The sequence below is a fragment of the Modestobacter muralis genome, from assembly GCF_010682105.1.
GTDB lineage: Bacteria > Actinomycetota > Actinomycetes > Mycobacteriales > Geodermatophilaceae > Modestobacter > Modestobacter muralis.
Genome location: NZ_JAAGWH010000067.1, coordinates 1 through 19666, shown reverse-complemented (window position 1 = coordinate 19666; position 19666 = coordinate 1). Strand labels below are relative to the sequence as shown.

Below are 19666 nucleotides of genomic sequence, written 5' to 3'. Positions count from 1 at the left end.
GACGTCTCGAGAGCAGGCATGCGGTAGGGGACGTTAGGTAGCAGCGACCCGGCCAACGCGCCGACCGAAAACGCCGGCGGTCTCAACGGGTCTGTGCAACGACCTCGTTGAATGCTTCGGCGGGAGTCTTCCAGCCCAGGGTTTGTCGGGGTCGTCCGTTGAGGCGTGCGGCGATGGTGTCGAGGTCGTCTTGGGTGAAGGTGCGCAGGTCAGCACCCTTGGGCAGGTATTGGCGCAGGAGCCCGTTGGTGTTCTCGTTGCTGCCTCGCTGCCAAGGACTCTTGGGGTCGCAGAAGTAGACGGTGACGCCGGTGGCGACGGTGAACTGGGCGTGTTCGGCCATTTCCTTGCCCTGGTCCCAGGTCAGAGATCGGCGCAGCTGGGCGGGCACCCGCTGGATCGCGGCGGCCAGTGCGGGGTGGACCTGCTCGGCCTTCTTGCCCTCAGGTAACGCCACCAGCGCGACCAGGCGGCTGGTGCGCTCCACCAGGGTGGCGACCGCGCTGGGCAGCTTGCCCAGCACCAGGTCACCTTCCCAGTGCCCGGGCACGGCCCGGTCTTCGACCTCGGCCGGGCGGGCTGAGATCGGCAGCATGTCCCGCAGCTGCCCGCGGCCGGTGGGCAGCTTGGCGCCGCGCGGGTGGCGGGTGGCCCGCCCGGTGCGCAGCGACCGGGTCAGCTCACGAGCCAACCCACCCCTGGCCTGCACGAACAGGGTCAGGTAGATCGTCTCGTGAGAGACCCGCATGTCCGGGTCGTCGGGAAAGTCCACGACCAAGCGTGCCGCGATCTGCTGTGGAGACCACTCCAAACCCAGCCCTCGCACGACCTCGGCGCGCAGTCGGCCGTGTGCGGCTAGCTTCGCTGGCTTCGGCCGCAGCGCCCGCACATCAGCGGCAGCGTCGGCCGCAGCGGCCCGGTAGGCCTCCCGCCCGCCGTTGCGGGCCAGCTCCCGACTGATCGTGGACGCCTGCCTGCCCAGGCCCCGCGCGATCGCCCGACACGTGGCGCCGGCGGCGATCCCGCGGCTGATCTCCTCCCGCTCGGCCGCCGTCAGCGCCAGCCGGCCCCGCCGACGGGCCGGTGGCCGAACCCCACCGCAGCCCTCCACGTACCTACGCATCGATCCGCGGGACACCCCCATCGACCGGGCGATCAACCGCAGCGACTCACCCGACCGCCACTGCACCCACAACTGCTCCTGCTGCTCCACCGACAACCCGAACGACCTCACCGAACCGCCTCCCAGACCACAACCACATGATCATCCGCAGAGGCTGTTGCGTGCACCCGTTGAGACCGCCCCCGTTTTCGGACGGCCCGATACCCAACCGTTTCGGGCCTACGAACCTCGGCTGATACCGACGAGTCCAAGCCGACAGAACGGCCTTCATCGGCGAAACGCTGCCGGTTCAAGCGTGCGCGTCACAAGGCGAGCGAGCGCCGTAGCGCGCCAGTCGGACTTCGTGGGGCAGCTGGCTGGCGACCACCTGCCCCACGTCGCTGTCAGTAGGTGAACCGGCCCACGGTGGAGCGCAGGTCGCTGGCCATCCGGGACAGCTCGTCGACTGCCAGCCGGGTCTGCCCCAGCGCTTGCGTGGTCGACGAGGCGGCAGCCGACACCGCAGTGGTGTTGGTGGCGATCTCGGTCGACCCTCCGGCGGCTTCCTGCACCGACCGGGACATCTCGTTCGTCGTCGCCGTCTGCTCCTCCACCGCGCTGGCGATGGTCAGCTGGAAGTCGTTGATCTGCCCGATCACCCCGGAGATGCCGCCGATCGCGGCCACCGCGCGGGTCGTGTCGGCCTGGATCGCCTCGACCCGGCGGGCGATGTCCTCGGTGGCCCGGGCGGTCTCCTGGGCCAGCTCCTTGACCTCGTTGGCCACGACGGCGAAGCCCTTGCCCGCCTCACCGGCGCGTGCCGCCTCGATGGTGGCGTTCAGCGCCAGCAGGTTGGTCTGCTCGGCGATGGACGTGATCGTCTTGACCACCGCGCCGATCTCCTGGCTCGAGGTGCCCAGCGCCTGGATGGTCTCCGTCGTCGTCTGCGCCTCGATGACCGCCTGCGAGGCGACCCGGGTGGCCTCGTTGACGCTCTGGCTGATCTCGCGGATCGCCGAGCCCATCTCGTCCGCGCCGGCGGCGACCGTCGCGACGTTGCGCGAGACCTCCTCGGCGGCTGCGGAGACCACCGAGGACTGCACCGAGGTCTCGTCGGCCGAGGCGGAGATCTCCGCCGCCGACGCCGACAGCTCCTCCGACGCCGCCGCCACCGCATCCGAGGAGGCCGCCACCGAGGTCAGCACCGAACGCAGTTGGCCCTGCGCCTCGTCCAGCGCGAGAGCTGTCTGACCGAGCTCGTCGTTCCGGTCGACGTCCGTGCGCGTCGTCAAGTCGCCGGCGGCCAGGGCGCGGAGCCCGTCCCGGATGCGCACCAGCGGACGGGTGACCGCACGAGTGACGGCAACGCCCACCAAGCAGGTGAGCAGCAGCCCGACACTGATGACCGCGAGCAGCACCTTCCGCGAGGTCAGGTAGCCCACGTGCCCGTCGCCCTGGATCTTCGCCGCCGCTGCCTGCTGCGCCTCCTGGGCATCACCGAACGCGGTCAACGCCTGAACGCCCAGGTCCCTGACCTGTGGCAGGGACGCCTGGAAGCCGGCGATGTCGCCAGCCGCCGCTGCGGGGAGCACGGCCTGCGCCCGCGCAGCCCGGTATTGGGCCACGATCGGCTCGATCGCCTCCGCCTCGGGCACCGGGACGCCCTTCTCGCCGTACTGCTGCAGCGCCGCGTCCAGTGCCGCGTCGTCGGCGCTGAGCTTCTCCAGCGCCGCAGCCCGGTTCTCCGGTGCGGCGAAGAGCACGCCGTAGGCGTCCAACCGGGTGTCCAGGAAGGCCACATGGGCTGCGGCGAGGTGCCCGGCGGCAGCCGTTCCCGCCTGCTGCTGTGCGCCAGCGCTATCCATCCCGGCCATCCGGTCGAGGCCGACGCCACCGACGACACCCGCGACCACGAGCCCGCACACGACCGTGGACCCGACCTTCCACCTGACCGACAGGTCGCCCCACCATCTGGTCGGACGACTGTGCTGAACGGCGGTCATGTGTGCTCCTTGGACGAGCGTGCGGCGACAGCGGGAAGGGTCGCGCACAAGGTGACGGGGTGCTCACATACTGACCACCCGGAGCGCTGAGCCCGCGTCGAAGAACGGTGTTTCGCGATGTCAGCGGAAAAGTGCACGTGACCGTGCGCTGGCATTCACATGTCGATATCGGCCGGGAGTCTCACCAGCTGTACCGGTTCTCCCCTGCCGCGTCATGCCAGACGGCGGAGAGAAGCTATGGCCGCTGCACCGCCCGGGGATGGAGGACGGAGCATCGACCACGAGAGTCCGCCACAACCGGCGGAGCGTCCTTCCTCATGAGGAAGGCGCCGAGGCACGCCGCCAGATAACGGATCCAACCGGCCTCCGGCCGGTCCCCGTACAGGTCACCGGGCGGATACCGAAACCCCCCGTTTCTGGGCCTCCCCGTGCTCCTCTTGACTCGTCGGGCGTTTGCCCAGGTCGACTGACGGGTCAACCGGCCCAAAACCCGTGCCCGAAATCAACGGCCCGAATCCTGCGACCCCTGACGTTTGTGGGCCGCTCCCGCTAGCCTGCGCGCGTGGACATGGTCGGCTACGCGCGGGTGTCCACCCTCGAGCAGGACCCGGCGCTGCGGCACGACGCGCTCACCGCCGCCGGGGCGGTGCGGGTCTTCACGGACTACGCCTCCGGCGCCACCGCCGCCCGCCCACAGCTGATCGCCTGCCTGGACTTCCTCCGCCCCGGAGACACCCTCGCCGTGTGGCGGATCGACCGGCTCGGCCGCTCGGTCGCCGACCTCACCACCATCATCAACGACCTCGGCGCCCACGGCACCCAGTTTCGGTCCCTCACCGAGGCCATCGACACCACCACCGTCGGTGGCGAGCTCGTCTTCCACATCTTCGCCGCCGTCGCCTAGATGGAACGACGCCTCATCAGCGAACGCACCCGCGCCGGCCTGACCGCCGCCCGAGCCCGAGGCCGCGCCGGTGGGCGCCCACCGTCATGACCCCCGACCGGCTCGTTGCAGCGCAGGCGATGCGCGCCCAGGGCATGACCCTGATCGAGATCGCGGCCACCCTCTGCGTCGGCCGCAGCTCTCTGGTGCGCGCACTGATGCAGACGACCGACGGCGCACCCGTTCCGCCAGGTATCGGTGCCAATCCTGAGCAGAGCGCCAGAGAGTTGGCGAAACCAGGTAGCCGGCGGACCGAACCGACGCCCGAAGCAACATCGCCCGCGGATCTTCCGGCCATCCAACTTCTGGGGCGGGCGATGCACCGACGTAGGGAAGACCTCGAAGCGCTCACATGGTCGATCGGCCACTCCCCCACCTCTCCGGTCTGCGCAGACCCGACCACCGGCCTGGAGGAGCAGTACGCCCGCGTCGACGGGCAACGCAAACCCGTCGTCGTTACCCTCGCCCAGCCCTGCGGCTACCTCGTCGATGAGCATGTCGCTGCCCTGTAGGCTGCTGCGTTGACCGCCTGACGCTGAGTCTTGCCGGCTCATCAAGGTAAGGAGGTTGTCCGCCGCCGAGGCAGTCAGGCGGTGGTGAGTACGGGGTCAGGTATGGCTCAGGAACGCATTTCCGTCGCCACCGCGGCCCATTTTGCCATGACACCTACGTACCCCACGCCTCTGGCTCGCGCGCTGGGCTCAGTCGGCCTATCCCGGCTGGGCGCGGCCCTGACCCGCGTCCGGTCTACAGCCGAGGACGACACCCGCAGCTGAGCATGCATAGGGCGTCCGTGACGGACGACCTCGACTTGCTGTGCCTGATTCTATTGGTGCGGCCGGGACTGACCACGACACCCGACGAGTCGACCGTCGTCGGGGCAGTCCCGGTCCCAGGACGAAGGTGGCGCCGACGGGGCCGGCTGACCAGCCCGCCGCCGTTAAGGTCGCACGATGCTGCAGCGTCCACTCGGCTCGTCGTCTCTCACCGTCAGTGCGCTGGGCTTCGGCGCCGGTCATATCGATGTCGGGGACATGACGGAGCGGGAGGCGCGTGTCCTCCTGGATGGGGTCCTCGAACTCGGCGTCACGTTCATCGACACGGCGCGGGGCTACGGGGCCTCTGAGGAGCGGCTCGGTCGGTGGATGTCTCCTCATCGGGAGGCGGTCGTCCTGTCCACGAAGGTTGGCTACGACGTGCCGGGGCAGGAGGACTGGACGGCGGGGGCGGTGCGGGAGGGCGTCGAGCGGGCGCTGCGCGTGCTGCAGACCGACCGGATCGACGTGATGTTCCTGCACTCTTGCCCGGTCGAGGTCCTCCAGACAGGTGAGGTCGTGGAGGCGTTGCTTGCCTGTCGTTCGGCGGGGAAGGTCCTGGCGGCCGGCTATAGCGGGGAGAACGTCGCCCTCAGCTGGGCCGGGGAATCAGGTCTGTTCGACGTGCTGCAGACCTCGGTCAACATCGCTGACCAGCACTCCCGTCGAGCAGTGCTCCCCTTCGCTCGCCAGCGCGGCATCGGGGTGGTGGCGAAGCGCCCGTTGGCCAACGCAGCCTGGCGCTACCGCGAGCGTCCGATCGGGGTCTATGGCGAGACGTACTGGCAGCGACTGAGGCACATGAACGTTCAGCCGCAGGCTGACGACTGGGTGGGGACCGCCATCCGGTTCTCGGCGTTCACTCCAGGTGTGAGCACGGCGATCGTGGGGACCTCGAGCCTGAGTCACCTGGCTCATGCGGCCATGGCGGTAGATCGAGGTCCGCTCCCGCTGGAGGAGGCGCATCAATGGGAGGACGCTTTCAGGCCACACGAGGCCGAGTGGTCCGGCGAGGTATGAAGCCGCCGGAGCGACGTGTCGTCCAGACATCTGCGAGCACCAGCCTTCAGGCGGACGGGGTTAGGGCAGGCGCCAGACCTGGAACGTCGGGCCGTCGCCCGGAAGGACCACCTCCGTACCGCCACGGGCGCTGAGAGCTGCTCCGCCGCCGAACACGTTGGGCGCCTCATCGGCGTCCAGCATCCCTAGCCCGCGAGCCGGCAACCTGAGGGGTAGCGCCGGCGCCCGAAGGGCCAGCACCAGGAGCCGCTCGCCGGGGGCCTCGCGCAGATAGGCGAGGGTGTCTCCCGACGTCGCGACCCACCGGAGCCCGCCGTGGCGCAGAGCTTCGGATCCGCGGCGGAGGGCGGCGAGCTCTCGGTAGGTCGCCAGTGTCTGGAAATCCCAGGTGTCCTGCCGGTTCCACGGGAACGGAATGCGAGCGTCCTCACCGAATGTGCCGGTCAACCCGATCTCGTCGCCGGCGAAGACCATGGGGACGCCGGGCATGGTGAAAAGCAGGCCCGCCGCCACCTCCTGCATCTCTCGTGTGCCCACGATGGTGCGGATGTGTGCGGTGTCGTGGCTGGCGAGGATGGACCAGGAGGTCGCGGTTGCTCGCCAGGGACGCCGCGCGTAGTGCTCGCGGATTGTCGCTGCCGCTGCTTCCGCGGGCAGCCGGGGCACCAGCGGTGGCAGACCGGGAGGACGGTGCTCCTGGGTCCCCGGGTCCCGCAGCCACGACCGTACGGGGGTCGTGAAGGCGGAGTAGTCCATGACGCCCTGCCAGCCCTCGCCGCCGAGGTCGGCACTGGCGTCGAAACTGTGCTCGGCGATGAGCGCCGCCTGGTCGCCGACTTCGGCCAACGTGGCCCGCAGTTCGCGCGCGACCTCGGCGTTGTAGTCGTCTGTAGCGCGGCGACCGGTCATGTTCGCGACGTCGATGCGCCAGCCGTCGAGGTGGAAGGGCGGGAGCAGCCATCGGCCGGCCACGCTCTCCGGTCCTTTCAGGAGGCGTCGGCGCAACTCCGCCGACGCGAAGTCGAACTTGGGCAAGGAGGGGTAGCCGAGCCACATCTCGTACTCGTCGGACTCAGGACCGGCAAAGTAGTAGAAGGCCCTCTCCGAAGCCCTGGGGTCCGCCAGCGCCGACCGGAACCAGCGGTGGGTGTCGCCGGAGTGGTTCGTGGTCAGGTCCCCCATCAGCCGCATCCCCCGCCCGTGGACCGCACGGCTGAGCCGCGCCAGCGCCTCGTCTCCTCCCAGGATCGGGTCGACCGCGCCGAAGTCGGTCGCGTTGTAGCGGTGGTTGGACTCAGCCGGGAAGAACGGGGTCAGGTAGAGCGTGTCCGCGCCCAGTCCGGCGATGTGGTCGAGGTGGGCGAGGATGCCGTCGAGGTCACCGCCGTAGAGCTGGGTCGCAACGGTGGGTCCGTGGGCGTCGACGGGATCGTCCCAGCGCGCCGGCGCCGCCCAGGCGGGCACCTGCCGCTCGTCAGCGGCGGCGGATCGGGCGAACCGGTCGGGGAAGACCTGGTAGACGAAAGCGTCGCGCGTCCACTCCGGGGGCGGCGGCGCTGCAGTGAACCGGAAGTCCATCGCGTCGCTCACCTCGTGCTGGTGCAGCCCGGTGCCTGTCAGCCAGCGATAGCCACGGGGGCCGCCCTGCAACAGAAAACGATAGTGAGCTCCGGGGTTCCGCACGGGCACCTCACAGCGCCACCACGTCTCCGTCTCCGTCGTCCGGTCCACCACCCCTCTGGACAACTTCACCTCTGCGTCCGGCGTCGACCGAACATGCACCTCAGTGGCACCGTCCTCACGCGGGACCCGAACGAAGACCGTGGCGGTGCGCCCCAGCTCCGGGGCGTCCTCGGGGACATAGAGCAACGAACCGTCGTGGTGGGGCAGCGACAGACTGTGCGCGTGATCGCCGCCCGCCAGGCCCGATGCGAGCCTGTCACGGCCCGGCACATCCCCGGACTCGGTCATGGGTCTCCTCCGTGACGAATGCGAGCCGGACCTTCCCTCGAGCGGTGGTCCGGCTGGCTGTTGATGGGGCCGGCGCCCCGATCGGGTCCGCCGGGTGACGGACCCGGCTGCCGACGCGCCTCGCGCCAGCGCTATGAACGGACGGCGACACCCGTCACTGGGTCGAAGAAGTGCAGCCGTTCGCGGTCGACGACGATCTCGATCTCGTCGCCGGGCCGGACCCGCGATCGGGGTGCGAAGGAAGCGACGAAGGTGTTGATGGCCTGGTGTGCCGCGAGGAGGCCATCGACGTGGGCGTCCTTCTCCAACTCCTTGGTGTCAGACGTGACCACCTTCGGTGCGTCGATCGCGAAGTGCGCGACGATCTCAGATCCCAGCGCCTCCGTCAGGGTCACCTTCGCCCGCAGGCGTCCCTGTGCGCTGCTGTCGCGAGCCAGGGCGGCGTCCTCCATGTCCTCGGCCCGGATGCCCACCGCCACCTCCCGGCCCGCGTACGCCGCGAGTGCCGGTCGCTCGGCCAGCACGGTGTCCGGAAGCGATAGCACGGCACTGCCCAAGGAGAGCTCGAAGCCCTGGCCGGCTCGGTTCAGCCTGGCGGTGGCCAGGTTCATCGGCGGTGAACCGATGAAACCGGCCACGAAGATGTTGTTCGGGTGGTCATAGAGCTGCTGGGGGACCCCGACCTGCTGGAGGACGCCGGCCTTCATCAACGCGATGCGGTCCCCCATCGTCATGGCCTCGGTCTGGTCGTGGGTGACGTAGAGCGTCGTCGTCTTGAGCTCCCGCTGAATCTGCGCAATCTCTGCACGCATCTGCACACGGAGCTTGGCGTCCAAGTTGGACAGCGGCTCGTCCATGAGGAACACCTGCGGCTCGCGGACGATGGCTCGCCCCATGGCCACCCGTTGCCGCTGGCCGCCGGAGAGCTCCTTGGGCTTGCGGTCGAGGAGCGGGCCGAGCTCCAGCATGTCCGCCGCCTTACGGACCCTCTTGTCGATGTCTGACTTGTCCATGCGCCGCAGCTTCAAGCCGTAGCCGATGTTGTCTGCGACGGTCATGTGCGGATAAAGCGCATACGACTGGAACACCATCGCGATGTCCCGGTCGCGCGAGGACAGCGTGTTGACCACCCGGCCACCGATCCGCAGGGTGCCTGTGGTGATGTCCTCGAGCCCGGCCACCATCCGCAGGGCCGTGGTCTTACCGCACCCGGACGGCCCGACGAGCACCAGGAACTCTCCGTCGGCGATGTCGAGGTCCAGGTCGTGCACGGCGTGGAAGCCGTTGTCATACTGCTTGTTGACCTTTTCGAGCACTACCTCGGCCACCGGAACTCCTTGAGTCTGAAAGCGGGTCGGCGCGCCGACCCGGAACACCGGGTCAACCCTTCACAGCGCCGGCGGTGAGCCCGCCGACGATGTAGCGCTGGAGGAACTGGAAGAGGGCCACCGTGGGGATGGCGAGAATGACCGCCCCCGCAGCGAAGAGGCCAAATCGTGCGTTCTTCGCCTGCTCGTCCGCGAGGAGCCCGTAGAGCCCGACGGCGGCGGTCTTCACCGAGTCGTCGGTCAGGAAGACGCTGGCAATCAGGAACTCGTTGACGGCACCGATGAAACCCAGCAGCCCGGTGACCGCGAGGATCGGCCGCACCAGCGGGAGGATGATCCCGAAGAAGATCTGCGCATGCGTAGCGCCGTCGACCTTGGCTGACTCATCGAGGTCCCTCGGGATCGTGTCGAAGAATCCCTTCATCAGCCACGTGTTCACACCCAGGGCGCCGCCAAGGTAGAGCAACAGCAGGCCCCAGATCGAGTTCAGTCCGATCGCCGGCCACAGTTGCGTGACCTCGGTGAAGATCAGGTACAGGGCGACGATGGCCAGGAACTGCGGGAAGAGTTGGATCAGCAGGATGCCCAGGAGCCCTGGACGCCGTCCGACGAAGCGGAACCTGGAGAACGCGTAGGCAGCACACGCGGAGATGAACATCGACAGCGCGGCGGACAGGACCCCGATGATCAGGCTGTTCAGGAACCAGCGTGGGAACGAGCCGGACAGGATGCTGCCGAAGTTGTCGAAACCGACGTTGCTGGGAATGAGGCTGGAGGAACTCAGCGTTCCGACCGGGTTCAAAGCCGCCGAGACGACGAAGACGATCGGGAAGAGCGAGAAGGCGAGTGCGAGGATGCCGACGAGGTGGCTCCAGCCGACTCGCGTGAACCAGTTGCCTTTGGCGGTGCCAAGACGGACGACCTCGGTTGGTGGGCCTTCACCGACCGCACCGATCATCTGCGGGCCGGCCTGGTTGCCGATGCTGGCCATCAGTTGACCTCCTCCAGAGCTCGGGTACGTGTGAAGCCAACGATCGACACGACGGCGACGATGAGGAAGATGAACACGGAGATTGCCGCTGCAAACCCGTAGTCAGCACCTCCCCCGCCGAACGCGAGCCGATACGTGTAGGTGATGAGCAGGTCCGTTCCCCCAGCCGAGGGGTTGTCTGGCGAGAACGGGCCGCCCCTGCTGACCAGGAAGATGGCGGCGAAGTTGTTGAAGTTGAAGGCGAACGAGGAGATGAGCAGGGGCGCCAGAGACACCAGCAGCAGCGGGAACGTGATGGTCCGGAAGGCGTAGAACGGCTTGGCCCCGTCCACGCCGGCGGCTTCGGTCAGGTCCGCCGGGATGGACTGCAGTGCGCCGGTGATGACCAGGAACATGTAGTTGTAGCCGAGCCACAGCTGCACGAGCAGGATCGCGACCATCGACGTGGCGGTGCCGCCGAACCAGTTGATGTGCGTGCCGAGCAGTCGGTTGATGAGCCCGAAGTCGGTGTTGAACATTTCTCGCCAGACCAGGTACATGGCGACGGCCGGCATGGCGTAGGGGAGGATGATCAGCGACCGGTAGATCTTTTTCCCCTTGACCAGGGGGTTGTTCAACGCAAGCGCTACGAGCAGTCCGAGCGCGAAGTTGATCGCGACGACGATGATCGCGAAGGCGAAGTTCCAGATCACGATCCGGGCGAATGAGTCGCGAATGGTGTCGTTGGTGAGCACGCGGGTGAAGTTGGTGAAGCCGACGTTGACTTTCCAGCCCTGCGCCAGCGCCTCACCACGGTCGTTGACGAACGCACCGTTCTTGTCGTCCGCCGTCCAGACGGCCCCCGTGACTGTGTCGGTGACGCAGTCGCAATTGGCGTCGTAGTTCTGCTGGGGCGCCCCCTCGAAGGCCTGGGACAGACCCTGCGCCTTGATCGCGCCCTGCGAGGTCGGCACGCTGAAGGCGTTGAGGTCGTCTTGGCGGGCACTCGCCTGCTGGATGTTCAGCACGGTGTACCCACCGGCCGCGGTGATCTTGCCCGTGGCTGTCCGGTCGACGTCGTCGGCGGACAACCCTCTCAAGCCGTCGGCCGTCCCGGCGTACATCTCGTTGCTGCTCGGGTCGGTCAGCAAGAACACGATGTCGCCTGTGGCGGGGTCGCCTTGTGTTGCGATGGTGAGGGTGTAGATCGTCGAGTCCGGTACCTGCTGGACGGAGGCGCTCTCGATGGCGGTGACCGCCTCCTCCTTGCTGCCGCGGTGGCCGTCGCTGAAGTTGGTGAAGGCCGTGTTCACGGTATAGATCACCGGCAGGATCTGGAAGACGATCAGGAAGAGCGTGCCCGGGAGCAGGTATTTGAGCGGGATCGTGCGCGGGGAGAGATAGACGTAGAAGGCCAGGACGGTGACCGCGACCAGGATCGCGAGCCCGATCCAGTCCTGCGTCCTGATGAGGGGCAGGGCCCCCCAGACGGCCAGGGCCGCGAAGACGGCGAGGGCGCCGATCTTAAGCACCAGCCCCAGTGGGCTACTGGTGCCGTCTGCCCCGAGCCCAAGGCGGGCACTCCTCTTCCCTGATGGTGGAACGCCATCATGCCGAGCTGTCTCGACGTCCACGGTCGAGCGAGCCATGTCGACCTCCCACGGTCGGTAGTGGAGCTCCGCCTGATCCGAGGCGGCGGCGACGGGGGCTCGCGCCGGCCCGTCACCCCCGCCACTCGACCTGCATCAGCCGCCGGCGACGTCCTGAATAGCGGTGGCTGCACCGGCAATGGTCGCTGCCGGGTCCGCGCCCGAGACGACAGCCGCCTCGGCCTTGCCCAGCGAGTCGAAGACGCCCGCCATGAAGGGGAAGCTGGGCATGATCTGGCCGTTCGCGGCACCGATGTCGACGGACTGCGCGACACGCGGCTGTGAGCCCCGGATCGCTTCGAGCACCCCCTGCGAGGCCGGGACGACCTGCGCCTTCTCCTGGTAGGACGTCTGGATGTCGCTGCGGGACCAGTAGTTGGTCACGAACTCCTGAGCGAGGGTCTTGTTCTTACCCTTGCTGGCCACGTATGTCCCGTCCACCGTGATGAACGGGGTAGCCGGTGCGCCGCCGGCGAAGCCGGGAATCGCTGAGATCTGGTACTCGATGCCGGCCTTGTCGACGGTCGGCAGGTCCCACGGCCCGCTGACCATGTACGCACTCTTGCCTTCGGTGAACAACGCCGTGTGGTTGTCGGTGCTGATGGAACGCTTGAGGACGTTCTCGCCCTTCTCGCCCAGGGCACCGATCTTCTGGTACGAGGCCACGGCCTCGGGCTTGGCCACGCCGACGTCAGCCTTGTCCAATCCGCCGTCGGTACCGGTTCCGAACAAGTAGCCGCCACCGGCCGTGTAGAGCGGCTGGATGAAGTAGGGGTTGCCCGTCTGGCCGACCGGCCAGGCGACCACCTCAGCGACCTTGCCGTCAGCCTGCAGCGCCTTTCCAGCGGCCACCATGTCCTCGACCGTGGCCGGCGCATCTGGGGCGAGCGCGGTGTTCCGGTACAGCACGAGGTTGTTGAACGTGAACGGCATCCCGTACACCTGACCGTTGTAGGTCATGGCCTCAACCGCCTTCGGCTGCAGGTCGTCCTTCACCGTGGCCGGCAGCTGGATCGGGTCGATCGACCCGTTCTGGACGAGGTTGCCGATCCAGTCGTGGGCCCCGAACACGACGTCAGGAGCGTTGTTGCCCTGGGATGCGGTGATGAAGTTGGCCTGCAGGTCGGTGCCGGGGATGAGCTCGACCTCGACGTTGACGCCGTTCTCCTCACCGAAACCCTCGGCGATCTGCTGGATGGCCTCCCCCTGAGGCCCGGTGCCGGTCCAGATGAGCAGGTCGCCGGCGCTGGCGTTCGAGGCGCTCCCCCCACTCTCGCTCGAGGCATCACCGTTGCTGACTCCGCCACTGTCCCCGCCGCCGCAGGCGGCCGCCGTCGTCGCCAGGGCGACCGCAGTGATCGCCATCTTCCATCCACGCGTGCGCATCAGACTCCCTTGAGATCGCCGTTGATCGGTGTGTCGCGCTCAGTTCAGCAGTGATCCATATCACTGCTGAACCGATTCAGCATTAGTGAAGAGGAGCTGATGGTCCGCTGTCAAGGGCGCGTTACATGAGTGAGATCTGACCGTCATCGACCGCCCCGGTGCATGGGAGGATGCCTTTGTGCGCGACCGAGTCACATTGCAGGACGTTGCCGACCAGGCGCGTACCTCGAAGACCACGGCCCACTACGTCCTGACCGGCCAGGACCAAAAGTTGCGCATCGCTGAGGAGACCCGCCGCCGGGTGCTGCGCGCCGCCACCGAGCTCCGCTACCGGCCCAACCTGATGGCCAAGGGGCTCAGGACCCAGGTGACCCGCAGCATCGCGTTCATCAGCGACACCGTCGCCACGGAGGCCTACGCGGGCAACCTCGTCTACGGGGCCATCGCCGCCGCTGCCGAGCACGGTTACCTGCTGTTCGTCTGCGAGACCGGAGGGGACCCGGAGCTGGAGGCGTCGCTGATCGGCGACCTGGCGTCCCGACACGTCGACGCCTACGTCTACGCTAGCCTCTTTACCCGCGAGGTGCAGATTCCTGCGGAGCTGCATTTCGAGCGGACGGTACTGTTGAACTGCCTGGCTGCAGACAACAGCTCGCCCGCGGTGATCCCCGACGAGCGCCAAGCCGGCAGGGACGCGGCGTGCGCTCTGCTCGACCGCGGCCACCGACGGGCCATCTGGCTGGTGGGCGAGCCAGGGGAACAGGTGCTCGCCGGCGCGCAGCGCACCGAGGGCATCCGACAAGCGCTCAGTGATGCCGGCACCGAGTTGGCCGGCACCGTCGACTGCAAGTGGTGGCCCGAACCGGCGTACGAGCAATTCGGCGCTTTCCTGGATGACGGCGGCGACCCGTCGGCCGTGATCTGTCTCAACGACCGGGTTGCACTAGGGGTCTACCAGGCGCTGAAGGCGCGCGGGCGCTCGATACCCACTGACGTGTCCGTCGTCTCGTTCGACGACTCAGACCTGGCGGCCTGGCTGCAGCCGCCGCTGTCGAGCATCGCGTTGCCCCACCGCCAGATGGCCGCCGAAGCGATTCGACTCCTGATGACCGACGGAGCACTCGCGGAACACCCGGTCCACGTTGCTATGCCGGTGCGACTGCGGGAGTCCATCGGACCACCCCGCTCCTGACCCACCCGCCATCTCCCGACCAGAGGACCCGCCGCCTGCTAAGACGTGGTCTCAGCAGGCCAGCCCGCGATGCGCGAGAAAGATGGCCGGGCGGGTCAGTGCGGTCAGGAGCAAGGCCAGCCCCTGACGCACTCCGGTCACCGACCACCTCTCGCCCGCTGCAGGCGTGTGCCTAGCACTCCGCCCGACGCCCGCACAGAGCGGCGAAGCCGCGGTCAAGGCGTCCGCAGGGTCGACGACGAGCAATGGCCTCCTCCGACGCGGATCGGCTGCCATCGCGCCGAGCGCGTCTGAACCGGTACAGTTCCCCCACCTGCTGAACCGGTTCAGCATCAGGTCGCCGATCATCGGGGAGGTGGACGCACCGTGCGCCGAACCACGCTGCAAACCGTTGCCGACCGTGTCGGTGTCAGCCGAGCGACGGTCTCGAACGCCTTCTCCCGGCCCGACCAGCTCTCCTCGCAGCTCCGGCACAAGATCTTGGCGGTGGCGGAGGAACTGGGCTACGTGGGCCCGGACCCGACCGCCCGCATGCTCGCCCGCGGCACCACCGGGGCCGTCGGGGTCCTGCTGCCGGACTCCCTGCGCCATGCCTTCACCGACGAGGTGCTCACCACTTTCCTCGGCGCCGTCGCCGATGCGCTGGCACCCACCGGGCTGGGGCTCACACTCCTGCCACCGGGCGAGCACGGCGATGTCCTGCCCGCCCGTGACGTGCCCATGGACGGCGCGCTCGTCTGCGCCGTCGCCCCGGGGTCCAAGGCCGTCAACTGGCTGGTCCGGCGAGGTGTGCCCCTCGTCCTCATCGATGAGGACCCCGCCGCCGGGATGGCCGGCGTCAACGTCGACGACCGATATGGCGCCCGCACGGCAGCCGAGCACCTCCTCGATCTCGGCCACCGACACGTGGGGGTGTTGACCGCCGGTCTCGGGCCCGGGCCACGACTGGTCGGGCTACCAAGACCCGAGGACGCCGTGGGACACACGTCGCGGCAGCGTCTCAAGGGCTGGCTCGACGCGCTCGTACCCGCCGGAGTGTCTCCCCTGGTGTCCAGCCAGCCCAGCGCCTACGACGACGCGTCGGTGGCCGCGCGGCTGCTTCTTGACATCGAGGACCCGCCGTCGGCGGTGCTGTGCTTCTCCGACGCCATGGCCGCGGAGCTGGTTCGCACCGCCGTGGACCTGGGCGGCCGCGTCCCCGCAGACCTGTCGGTCGTCGGTTTCGACGACAGCCCCCTGGCAAGCCGGCTGCGGCCAACGCTCACCACGGTGCGGCAGGACGTCGACGCCAAGGGCCGGGCAGCCGCAGCCGCGCTGCACAGCGCAATCGAACGATCCCATGCCGGACACCCAGTGGCTGCCGAGCACGTGCAGCTGCCGACAGAGCTCGTGGTCCGGCAGACCACGGCCCTCCTCAGCGCGTAGCCGACGCACCGACCTCTGCGACCAGCCACCCACCCCTCCCCACCCTCCGAAGGAGTCCCGTGCCCGACACCTCTCCTCCCCCTGCCCGCATCCCCGACGCGTCCGCCGACTGGTGGCATCAGGCCGTCGTCTACCAGGTCTACCCGCGCAGCTTCCGCGATCTGAACGGGGACGGCCTCGGCGACATCGCCGGCGTCACCGAGCGGCTCCCCTACCTGCAGCAGCTCGGGGTGGACGCCGTCTGGCTGAGCCCCTTCTACCCCTCGGCTCTGGCCGACGGCGGCTACGACGTTGACGACTATCGCGACGTCGACCCCCGGCTGGGCACCCTCGAGCAGTTCGACGAGATGGTCGCCGAGGCCCACCGCCGCGGCATCAAGGTCATCGTCGACATCGTGCCCAACCACAGCTCCGACCGGCATGCCTGGTTCGCCGAGGCGCTTGCCGCGGCACCGGGCTCCCCAGCGCGTGACCGGTACGTCTTCCGGGACGGCACAGGCCCCGACGGCAGCCAGCCGCCGTCGGACTGGATGTCGCACTTCGGCGGGCCAGCCTGGACCCGGGTGCCCGACGGCCAGTGGTACCTGCACCTGTTCGCCCGCGAGCAACCGGACTTCAACTGGAGCAATCCGGAGGTGCGCGAGGACTTCCTGCACACCCTGCGCTTCTGGTCCGATCGGGGCGTCGATGGCTTCCGCGTTGACGTCGCGCACGCCCTGGCCAAGGACCTCAGCGAGCCGCTGCGCAACTACGGCGGCAGCCACCCCGACTCAGTGACCGGATTGCCGCTGGACGGCAGTCACCCGCTGTTCGACCGGGAAGAGGTGCACGAGATCTTCCGCGAGTGGCGCAAGGTCCTGGACTCCTACGACCCGCCCCGTTCCGCCGTCGCCGAGGCCTGGCTGGCCACCGAACGCCGCGTTCTCTATGCCCGCCCCGACGAGCTGGGCCAGGCGTTCAACTTCGAGTTTCTTATCGCACCGTGGTCGGCTGAGCAGTTTCGAGTGCAGATCGACAGTGCCCTGTCAGCCGCGGCCGTAGCGGGCGCCTCGGCGACCTGGGTGCTGTCCAACCACGACGTCGTCCGCCACCGGTCACGCTACGCACTGCCCGCCGGCACCGACCTCAACGGATGGCTGCGCAGCGGGGGCACCACGCCCGCCCCGGACGACGAAAGAGGCCTCAGACGAGCCCGGGCGGCGACGATGCTCATGCTGGCCCTGCCCGGCTCGGCCTACCTCTACCAGGGCGAGGAACTCGGCCTGCCCGAAGTCGCCGACTTGGCACCGGATGTCCTACAGGACCCGATCTGGGAGCGCACCGGGCACGCCGAAAAGGGCCGGGACGGCTGCCGGGTACCCCTGCCCTGGACGCGTGAGGGATCGTCGTTCGGCTTCGGCGACGCCGGCGCGTGGCTGCCGCAGCCGGCCTCCTTCGGTGAGTGGTCGGCCGAAGCCCAGGACGGCGTCGAGGGCTCCACCCTCGAGCTGTACCGGGCCGCACTCCGGCTGCGCCGTGAGTTAGAGGGCGACGAGTCACTGCAGTGGATCGACGCTGGCCTCACCGCCGCCACACAGGTCCTCCGGCTGCGTCGCTCGACCGGCTGGGAGAGCATCACCAACCTCTCCGACACCGACATCGACCTGCCGGCTGGTGAGGTTCTCCTCGCCAGCGGCCCGCTAGGGGCCGGCACCGTCCCGCCCAACACCACCGTGTGGCTGCAGTTCCGGGCGTCCTGAGGCTGCGCCACCCGTCCGTGAGGGACGGCCGGATCCACCCGTCCCTCACGGGCGGGTGGATCCGGCAGGGTCAATCATCGTATGGCGTAAAGTCAGCGATGGCATCCCCCCGGAGCGGCCAGCAACGGGCAAGCCATGCCTGGGCGACCGGAGACGTTGGTGCACCGCGTGTCATCACGCAATCTGACTGACGGATCTCGTCGAAGAGGCCCTCCGGACGCTGAGTGGAGACGCCCAAGGCGACTACGCACACGACCCGGCGGTCCTCCGGTCTTACGGCATCCTTTGACCCCCAGCCGTCGGCGGGTTTGCGGCACCTCGCCGATGTGCCTCTCCATGAGCCCCTTCACGGTCGAACCGCCACGGACGAGTGCGTCACGAGCCGCTCAACGAGCCTGCTGAGCCTCTAAAGGCAGCGAATGAGCAACGCCACGAGCCGCTCTGCACGGCCTTGAGTGCGCGGAGCCGGTCATTGTGAGCTGGGTGGGTTGTGAGCGACTTCCCGAGATCAGCCGGGAGCGGCGCTCGACGGTGCGTACTGCGCGGAGCACGGCGGCCGGGTCGATCGTGAGATTGCGGTCAACAGATAACTCAGCACGCCTAGACTGCACCTTCGAGTCGGTCTGCGAGACCTGCACCTTCTTCCAGACCTCGATCGCTTTCCGGCCGACCCTGCAAGCCCAGCACGACCACGCCGCCGAGCATGATCAACCGCTCGCCAAGAGTTCTTCACCCGCCTGCTCGACGACCTTGGCCAGTCCGCGTCCTGAGCCCCTTGACACCGATCCCCACATAATTTCGACATGTGGATGATGACAGTCAGGGCCTCAGCGGAGCTGACGCTCACCTGATCGTCCACGCGCGGAGCGTCTAGAAGTCGCCGGACGCATCCCCTCACTCACAGAGGCAGTGCTCGGTCTGCCACGACGGTCTTCATCACCAGAGTCGAGCTCAGCCGGTGCACTCCCGGTAGCTCTGTCAGCTGCTCGTCGTACAGCTGCTGGAACGCCGGTAGGTCACGGGTGAGGACCCGCAGCAGGTAGTCCGGGTCCCCGAACAACCGCTGCGCCTGCACCACGTGCGGCACGGTGCTCACCGCCTGCTCGAAGGCCTCGATGCCGGCCCGGTCGGCGGCAGCCATCGTGACGAAGACCAATGCTTCGAAAGACAAGCCCACCGCCACCGGATCCACTTGCGCCCGGTAGCCGGCGATCACCCCTGAATGCTCCAAGGCCCGCAGGCGCCGATGACACGACGAGACGCTCAGACGCACCCGCTCGGCCAGATCGGTCACGCTCAACCGTCCCTCACCCTGAACCACTGCAAGGATCTGCTTGTCTATGGCGTCCACAAGCTAAAATTACCCCCTTTTAGGCCTCAACGGCTGGATACTTGGCAACACGTTCCGGGCGATCACTTTTATTCTTGCTGTGGCGGGCCTGTAATGACGCGCCGTTGTCGACGCCGTCCTCGCTCGGGAGCCACCACCTATGTCTGCCACCGCCATCGCTGCCTTCTGGGGCGTCTCGCTGTTGTTCGTGCTCACCCCGGGGGCCGACTGGGCCTACGCCATCACCGCCGGGCTACGCGACCGCAGCGTCCTACCGGCCGTCGCCGGGCTGCTGGCTGGGCACCTGGGCGCCACCCTCGTCGTCGCCGCCGGGGTTGCGACGCTGGTGGCGGGCAACCCGCTGGTCCTGACCGCACTGACCGCTGTGGGTAGCGCCTACCTGCTCTGGTTGGGCGTGGCGATGCTGCGCAGCCCTGGCGCCATCCCCAGCGCTGTCCCTATTCCCAGCGCTGTCCCCGTCTCGGTGTCTTCCAGTAGCGGGGGTGCCGGGCTCACCGATGCACCCCGGGACCAGACGATGAGCCAGACACCATGGCCACGGCGCGTGCTCAAGGGTGCCGGGGTCAGTGGTCTGAACCCTAAGGTGTTCCTGCTCTTCTTGGCCCTGCTGCCCCAGTTCACCGACCCCGACGCCGCCTGGCCCCTGGCGGTGCAGATCATCACGCTGGGTCTGGTGCACATCGCCAGCTGCGCGGTGGTCTACCTCGCGGTGGGCTTGGCCGCCCGACGGGTGCTGCGCGCCCGCCCCAGCGCCGCCCGCATCGTCACCCGC

Annotated in this window: 15 protein-coding genes; 7 read left to right on the top strand and 8 right to left on the bottom strand. The window is 68.3% G+C overall.

Going from position 1 to position 19666, the window contains the following annotated elements:
- Window positions 1–82 precede the first annotated feature (82 nt).
- Both GCU67_RS20595 and GCU67_RS20590 read right to left on the bottom strand, forming a co-directional pair.
- Window positions 83–1234 carry an IS30 family transposase gene (locus GCU67_RS20595; protein WP_163613260.1) on the bottom strand — a complete coding sequence of 384 codons (1152 nt, stop codon included), beginning with the start codon at window positions 1232–1234 and terminating at the stop codon, window positions 83–85.
- A gap of 272 nt (window positions 1235–1506) precedes the next feature.
- The gene (locus tag GCU67_RS20590; protein ID WP_163613258.1) at window positions 1507–3105 is read right to left on the bottom strand and encodes a methyl-accepting chemotaxis protein; all 1599 of its coding nucleotides are present in this window, start codon (window positions 3103–3105) and stop codon (window positions 1507–1509) included.
- 568 nt (window positions 3106–3673) lie between these two features.
- Between GCU67_RS20590 and GCU67_RS23145 the strand changes: the two genes are divergently transcribed.
- The 3 genes from GCU67_RS23145 (at window position 3674) to GCU67_RS20580 (ending at window position 5883) form a co-directional block, all read left to right on the top strand.
- Complete coding sequence (locus tag GCU67_RS23145; protein ID WP_246215479.1) at window positions 3674–4009, top strand: recombinase family protein; 336 nt, start codon at window positions 3674–3676, stop codon at window positions 4007–4009.
- Window positions 4010–4095: 86 nt separating this feature from the next.
- The gene (locus GCU67_RS23140) at window positions 4096–4560 is read left to right on the top strand and encodes a hypothetical protein (RefSeq protein ID WP_211661822.1); all 465 of its coding nucleotides are present in this window, start codon (window positions 4096–4098) and stop codon (window positions 4558–4560) included.
- 441 nt (window positions 4561–5001) lie between these two features.
- Window positions 5002–5883: an aldo/keto reductase gene (locus GCU67_RS20580; RefSeq protein WP_163613256.1), complete on the top strand. Its 882-nt coding sequence runs from the start codon at window positions 5002–5004 to the stop codon at window positions 5881–5883.
- A gap of 60 nt (window positions 5884–5943) precedes the next feature.
- Here GCU67_RS20580 and GCU67_RS20575 read toward each other — a convergent pair whose 3' ends face one another.
- The 5 genes from GCU67_RS20575 to GCU67_RS20555 form a co-directional block, all read right to left on the bottom strand.
- Window positions 5944–7854 carry a glycoside hydrolase family 13 protein gene (locus GCU67_RS20575; RefSeq protein ID WP_211661821.1) on the bottom strand — a complete coding sequence of 637 codons (1911 nt, stop codon included), beginning with the start codon at window positions 7852–7854 and terminating at the stop codon, window positions 5944–5946.
- 131 nt (window positions 7855–7985) lie between these two features.
- Window positions 7986–9182 carry a sn-glycerol-3-phosphate ABC transporter ATP-binding protein UgpC gene (locus GCU67_RS20570; RefSeq protein WP_163613254.1) on the bottom strand — a complete coding sequence of 399 codons (1197 nt, stop codon included), beginning with the start codon at window positions 9180–9182 and terminating at the stop codon, window positions 7986–7988.
- 52 nt (window positions 9183–9234) lie between these two features.
- Window positions 9235–10173 (bottom strand): sugar ABC transporter permease, encoded by a 939-nt coding sequence (locus tag GCU67_RS20565; protein WP_246215474.1) that lies wholly within the window; start codon window positions 10171–10173, stop codon window positions 9235–9237.
- A complete protein-coding gene (locus tag GCU67_RS20560) occupies window positions 10173–11684 on the bottom strand; it encodes an ABC transporter permease subunit (protein ID WP_211661820.1) in 1512 nt (503 codons plus the stop codon). The genes GCU67_RS20565 and GCU67_RS20560 overlap by 1 nt, the downstream gene beginning before the upstream one ends.
- Before the next feature lie 213 nt (window positions 11685–11897).
- The gene (locus GCU67_RS20555; RefSeq protein ID WP_211661819.1) at window positions 11898–13166 is read right to left on the bottom strand and encodes a sugar ABC transporter substrate-binding protein; all 1269 of its coding nucleotides are present in this window, start codon (window positions 13164–13166) and stop codon (window positions 11898–11900) included.
- Between the two features lie 199 nt (window positions 13167–13365).
- Between GCU67_RS20555 and GCU67_RS20550 the strand changes: the two genes are divergently transcribed.
- The 3 genes from GCU67_RS20550 (at window position 13366) to GCU67_RS20540 (ending at window position 17543) form a co-directional block, all read left to right on the top strand.
- Window positions 13366–14379 carry a LacI family DNA-binding transcriptional regulator gene (locus tag GCU67_RS20550; RefSeq protein WP_211661818.1) on the top strand — a complete coding sequence of 338 codons (1014 nt, stop codon included), beginning with the start codon at window positions 13366–13368 and terminating at the stop codon, window positions 14377–14379.
- Between the two features lie 366 nt (window positions 14380–14745).
- Window positions 14746–15804, top strand: coding sequence for a substrate-binding domain-containing protein (locus tag GCU67_RS20545; RefSeq protein ID WP_163613248.1), 1059 nt, complete (start codon window positions 14746–14748; stop codon window positions 15802–15804).
- 59 nt (window positions 15805–15863) lie between these two features.
- Window positions 15864–17543, top strand: coding sequence for an alpha-amylase family glycosyl hydrolase (locus GCU67_RS20540; protein ID WP_163613246.1), 1680 nt, complete (start codon window positions 15864–15866; stop codon window positions 17541–17543).
- Between the two features lie 898 nt (window positions 17544–18441).
- On the opposite strand, the gene GCU67_RS22945 is transcribed toward GCU67_RS20540, so the two are convergent.
- Window positions 18442–18894: an Lrp/AsnC ligand binding domain-containing protein gene (locus GCU67_RS22945; protein WP_163613244.1), complete on the bottom strand. Its 453-nt coding sequence runs from the start codon at window positions 18892–18894 to the stop codon at window positions 18442–18444.
- A 139-nt stretch (window positions 18895–19033) separates the two neighbouring features.
- Between GCU67_RS22945 and GCU67_RS20530 the strand changes: the two genes are divergently transcribed.
- The coding region (locus GCU67_RS20530) for a LysE family translocator (protein WP_163613242.1) at window positions 19034–19666 on the top strand (633 nt) is incomplete at its 3' end.

Excerpts from the sequence above, each read along its gene's own strand:
- GCU67_RS20555 (WP_211661819.1), bottom strand. The coding sequence starts at position 13,166 with ATGGCGATCACTGCGGTCGCCCTGGCGACGACGGCGGCCGCCTGCGGC.
- GCU67_RS23145 (WP_246215479.1), top strand. The coding sequence starts at position 3,674 with ATGGTCGGCTACGCGCGGGTGTCCACCCTCGAGCAGGACCCGGCGCTG.
- GCU67_RS20565 (WP_246215474.1), bottom strand. The coding sequence starts at position 10,173 with ATGGCCAGCATCGGCAACCAGGCCGGCCCGCAGATGATCGGTGCGGTC.
- GCU67_RS20575 (WP_211661821.1), bottom strand. The coding sequence starts at position 7,854 with ATGACCGAGTCCGGGGATGTGCCGGGCCGTGACAGGCTCGCATCGGGC.
- GCU67_RS23140 (WP_211661822.1), top strand. The coding sequence starts at position 4,096 with ATGACCCCCGACCGGCTCGTTGCAGCGCAGGCGATGCGCGCCCAGGGC.
- GCU67_RS20580 (WP_163613256.1), top strand. The coding sequence starts at position 5,002 with ATGCTGCAGCGTCCACTCGGCTCGTCGTCTCTCACCGTCAGTGCGCTG.
- GCU67_RS20590 (WP_163613258.1), bottom strand. The coding sequence starts at position 3,105 with ATGACCGCCGTTCAGCACAGTCGTCCGACCAGATGGTGGGGCGACCTG.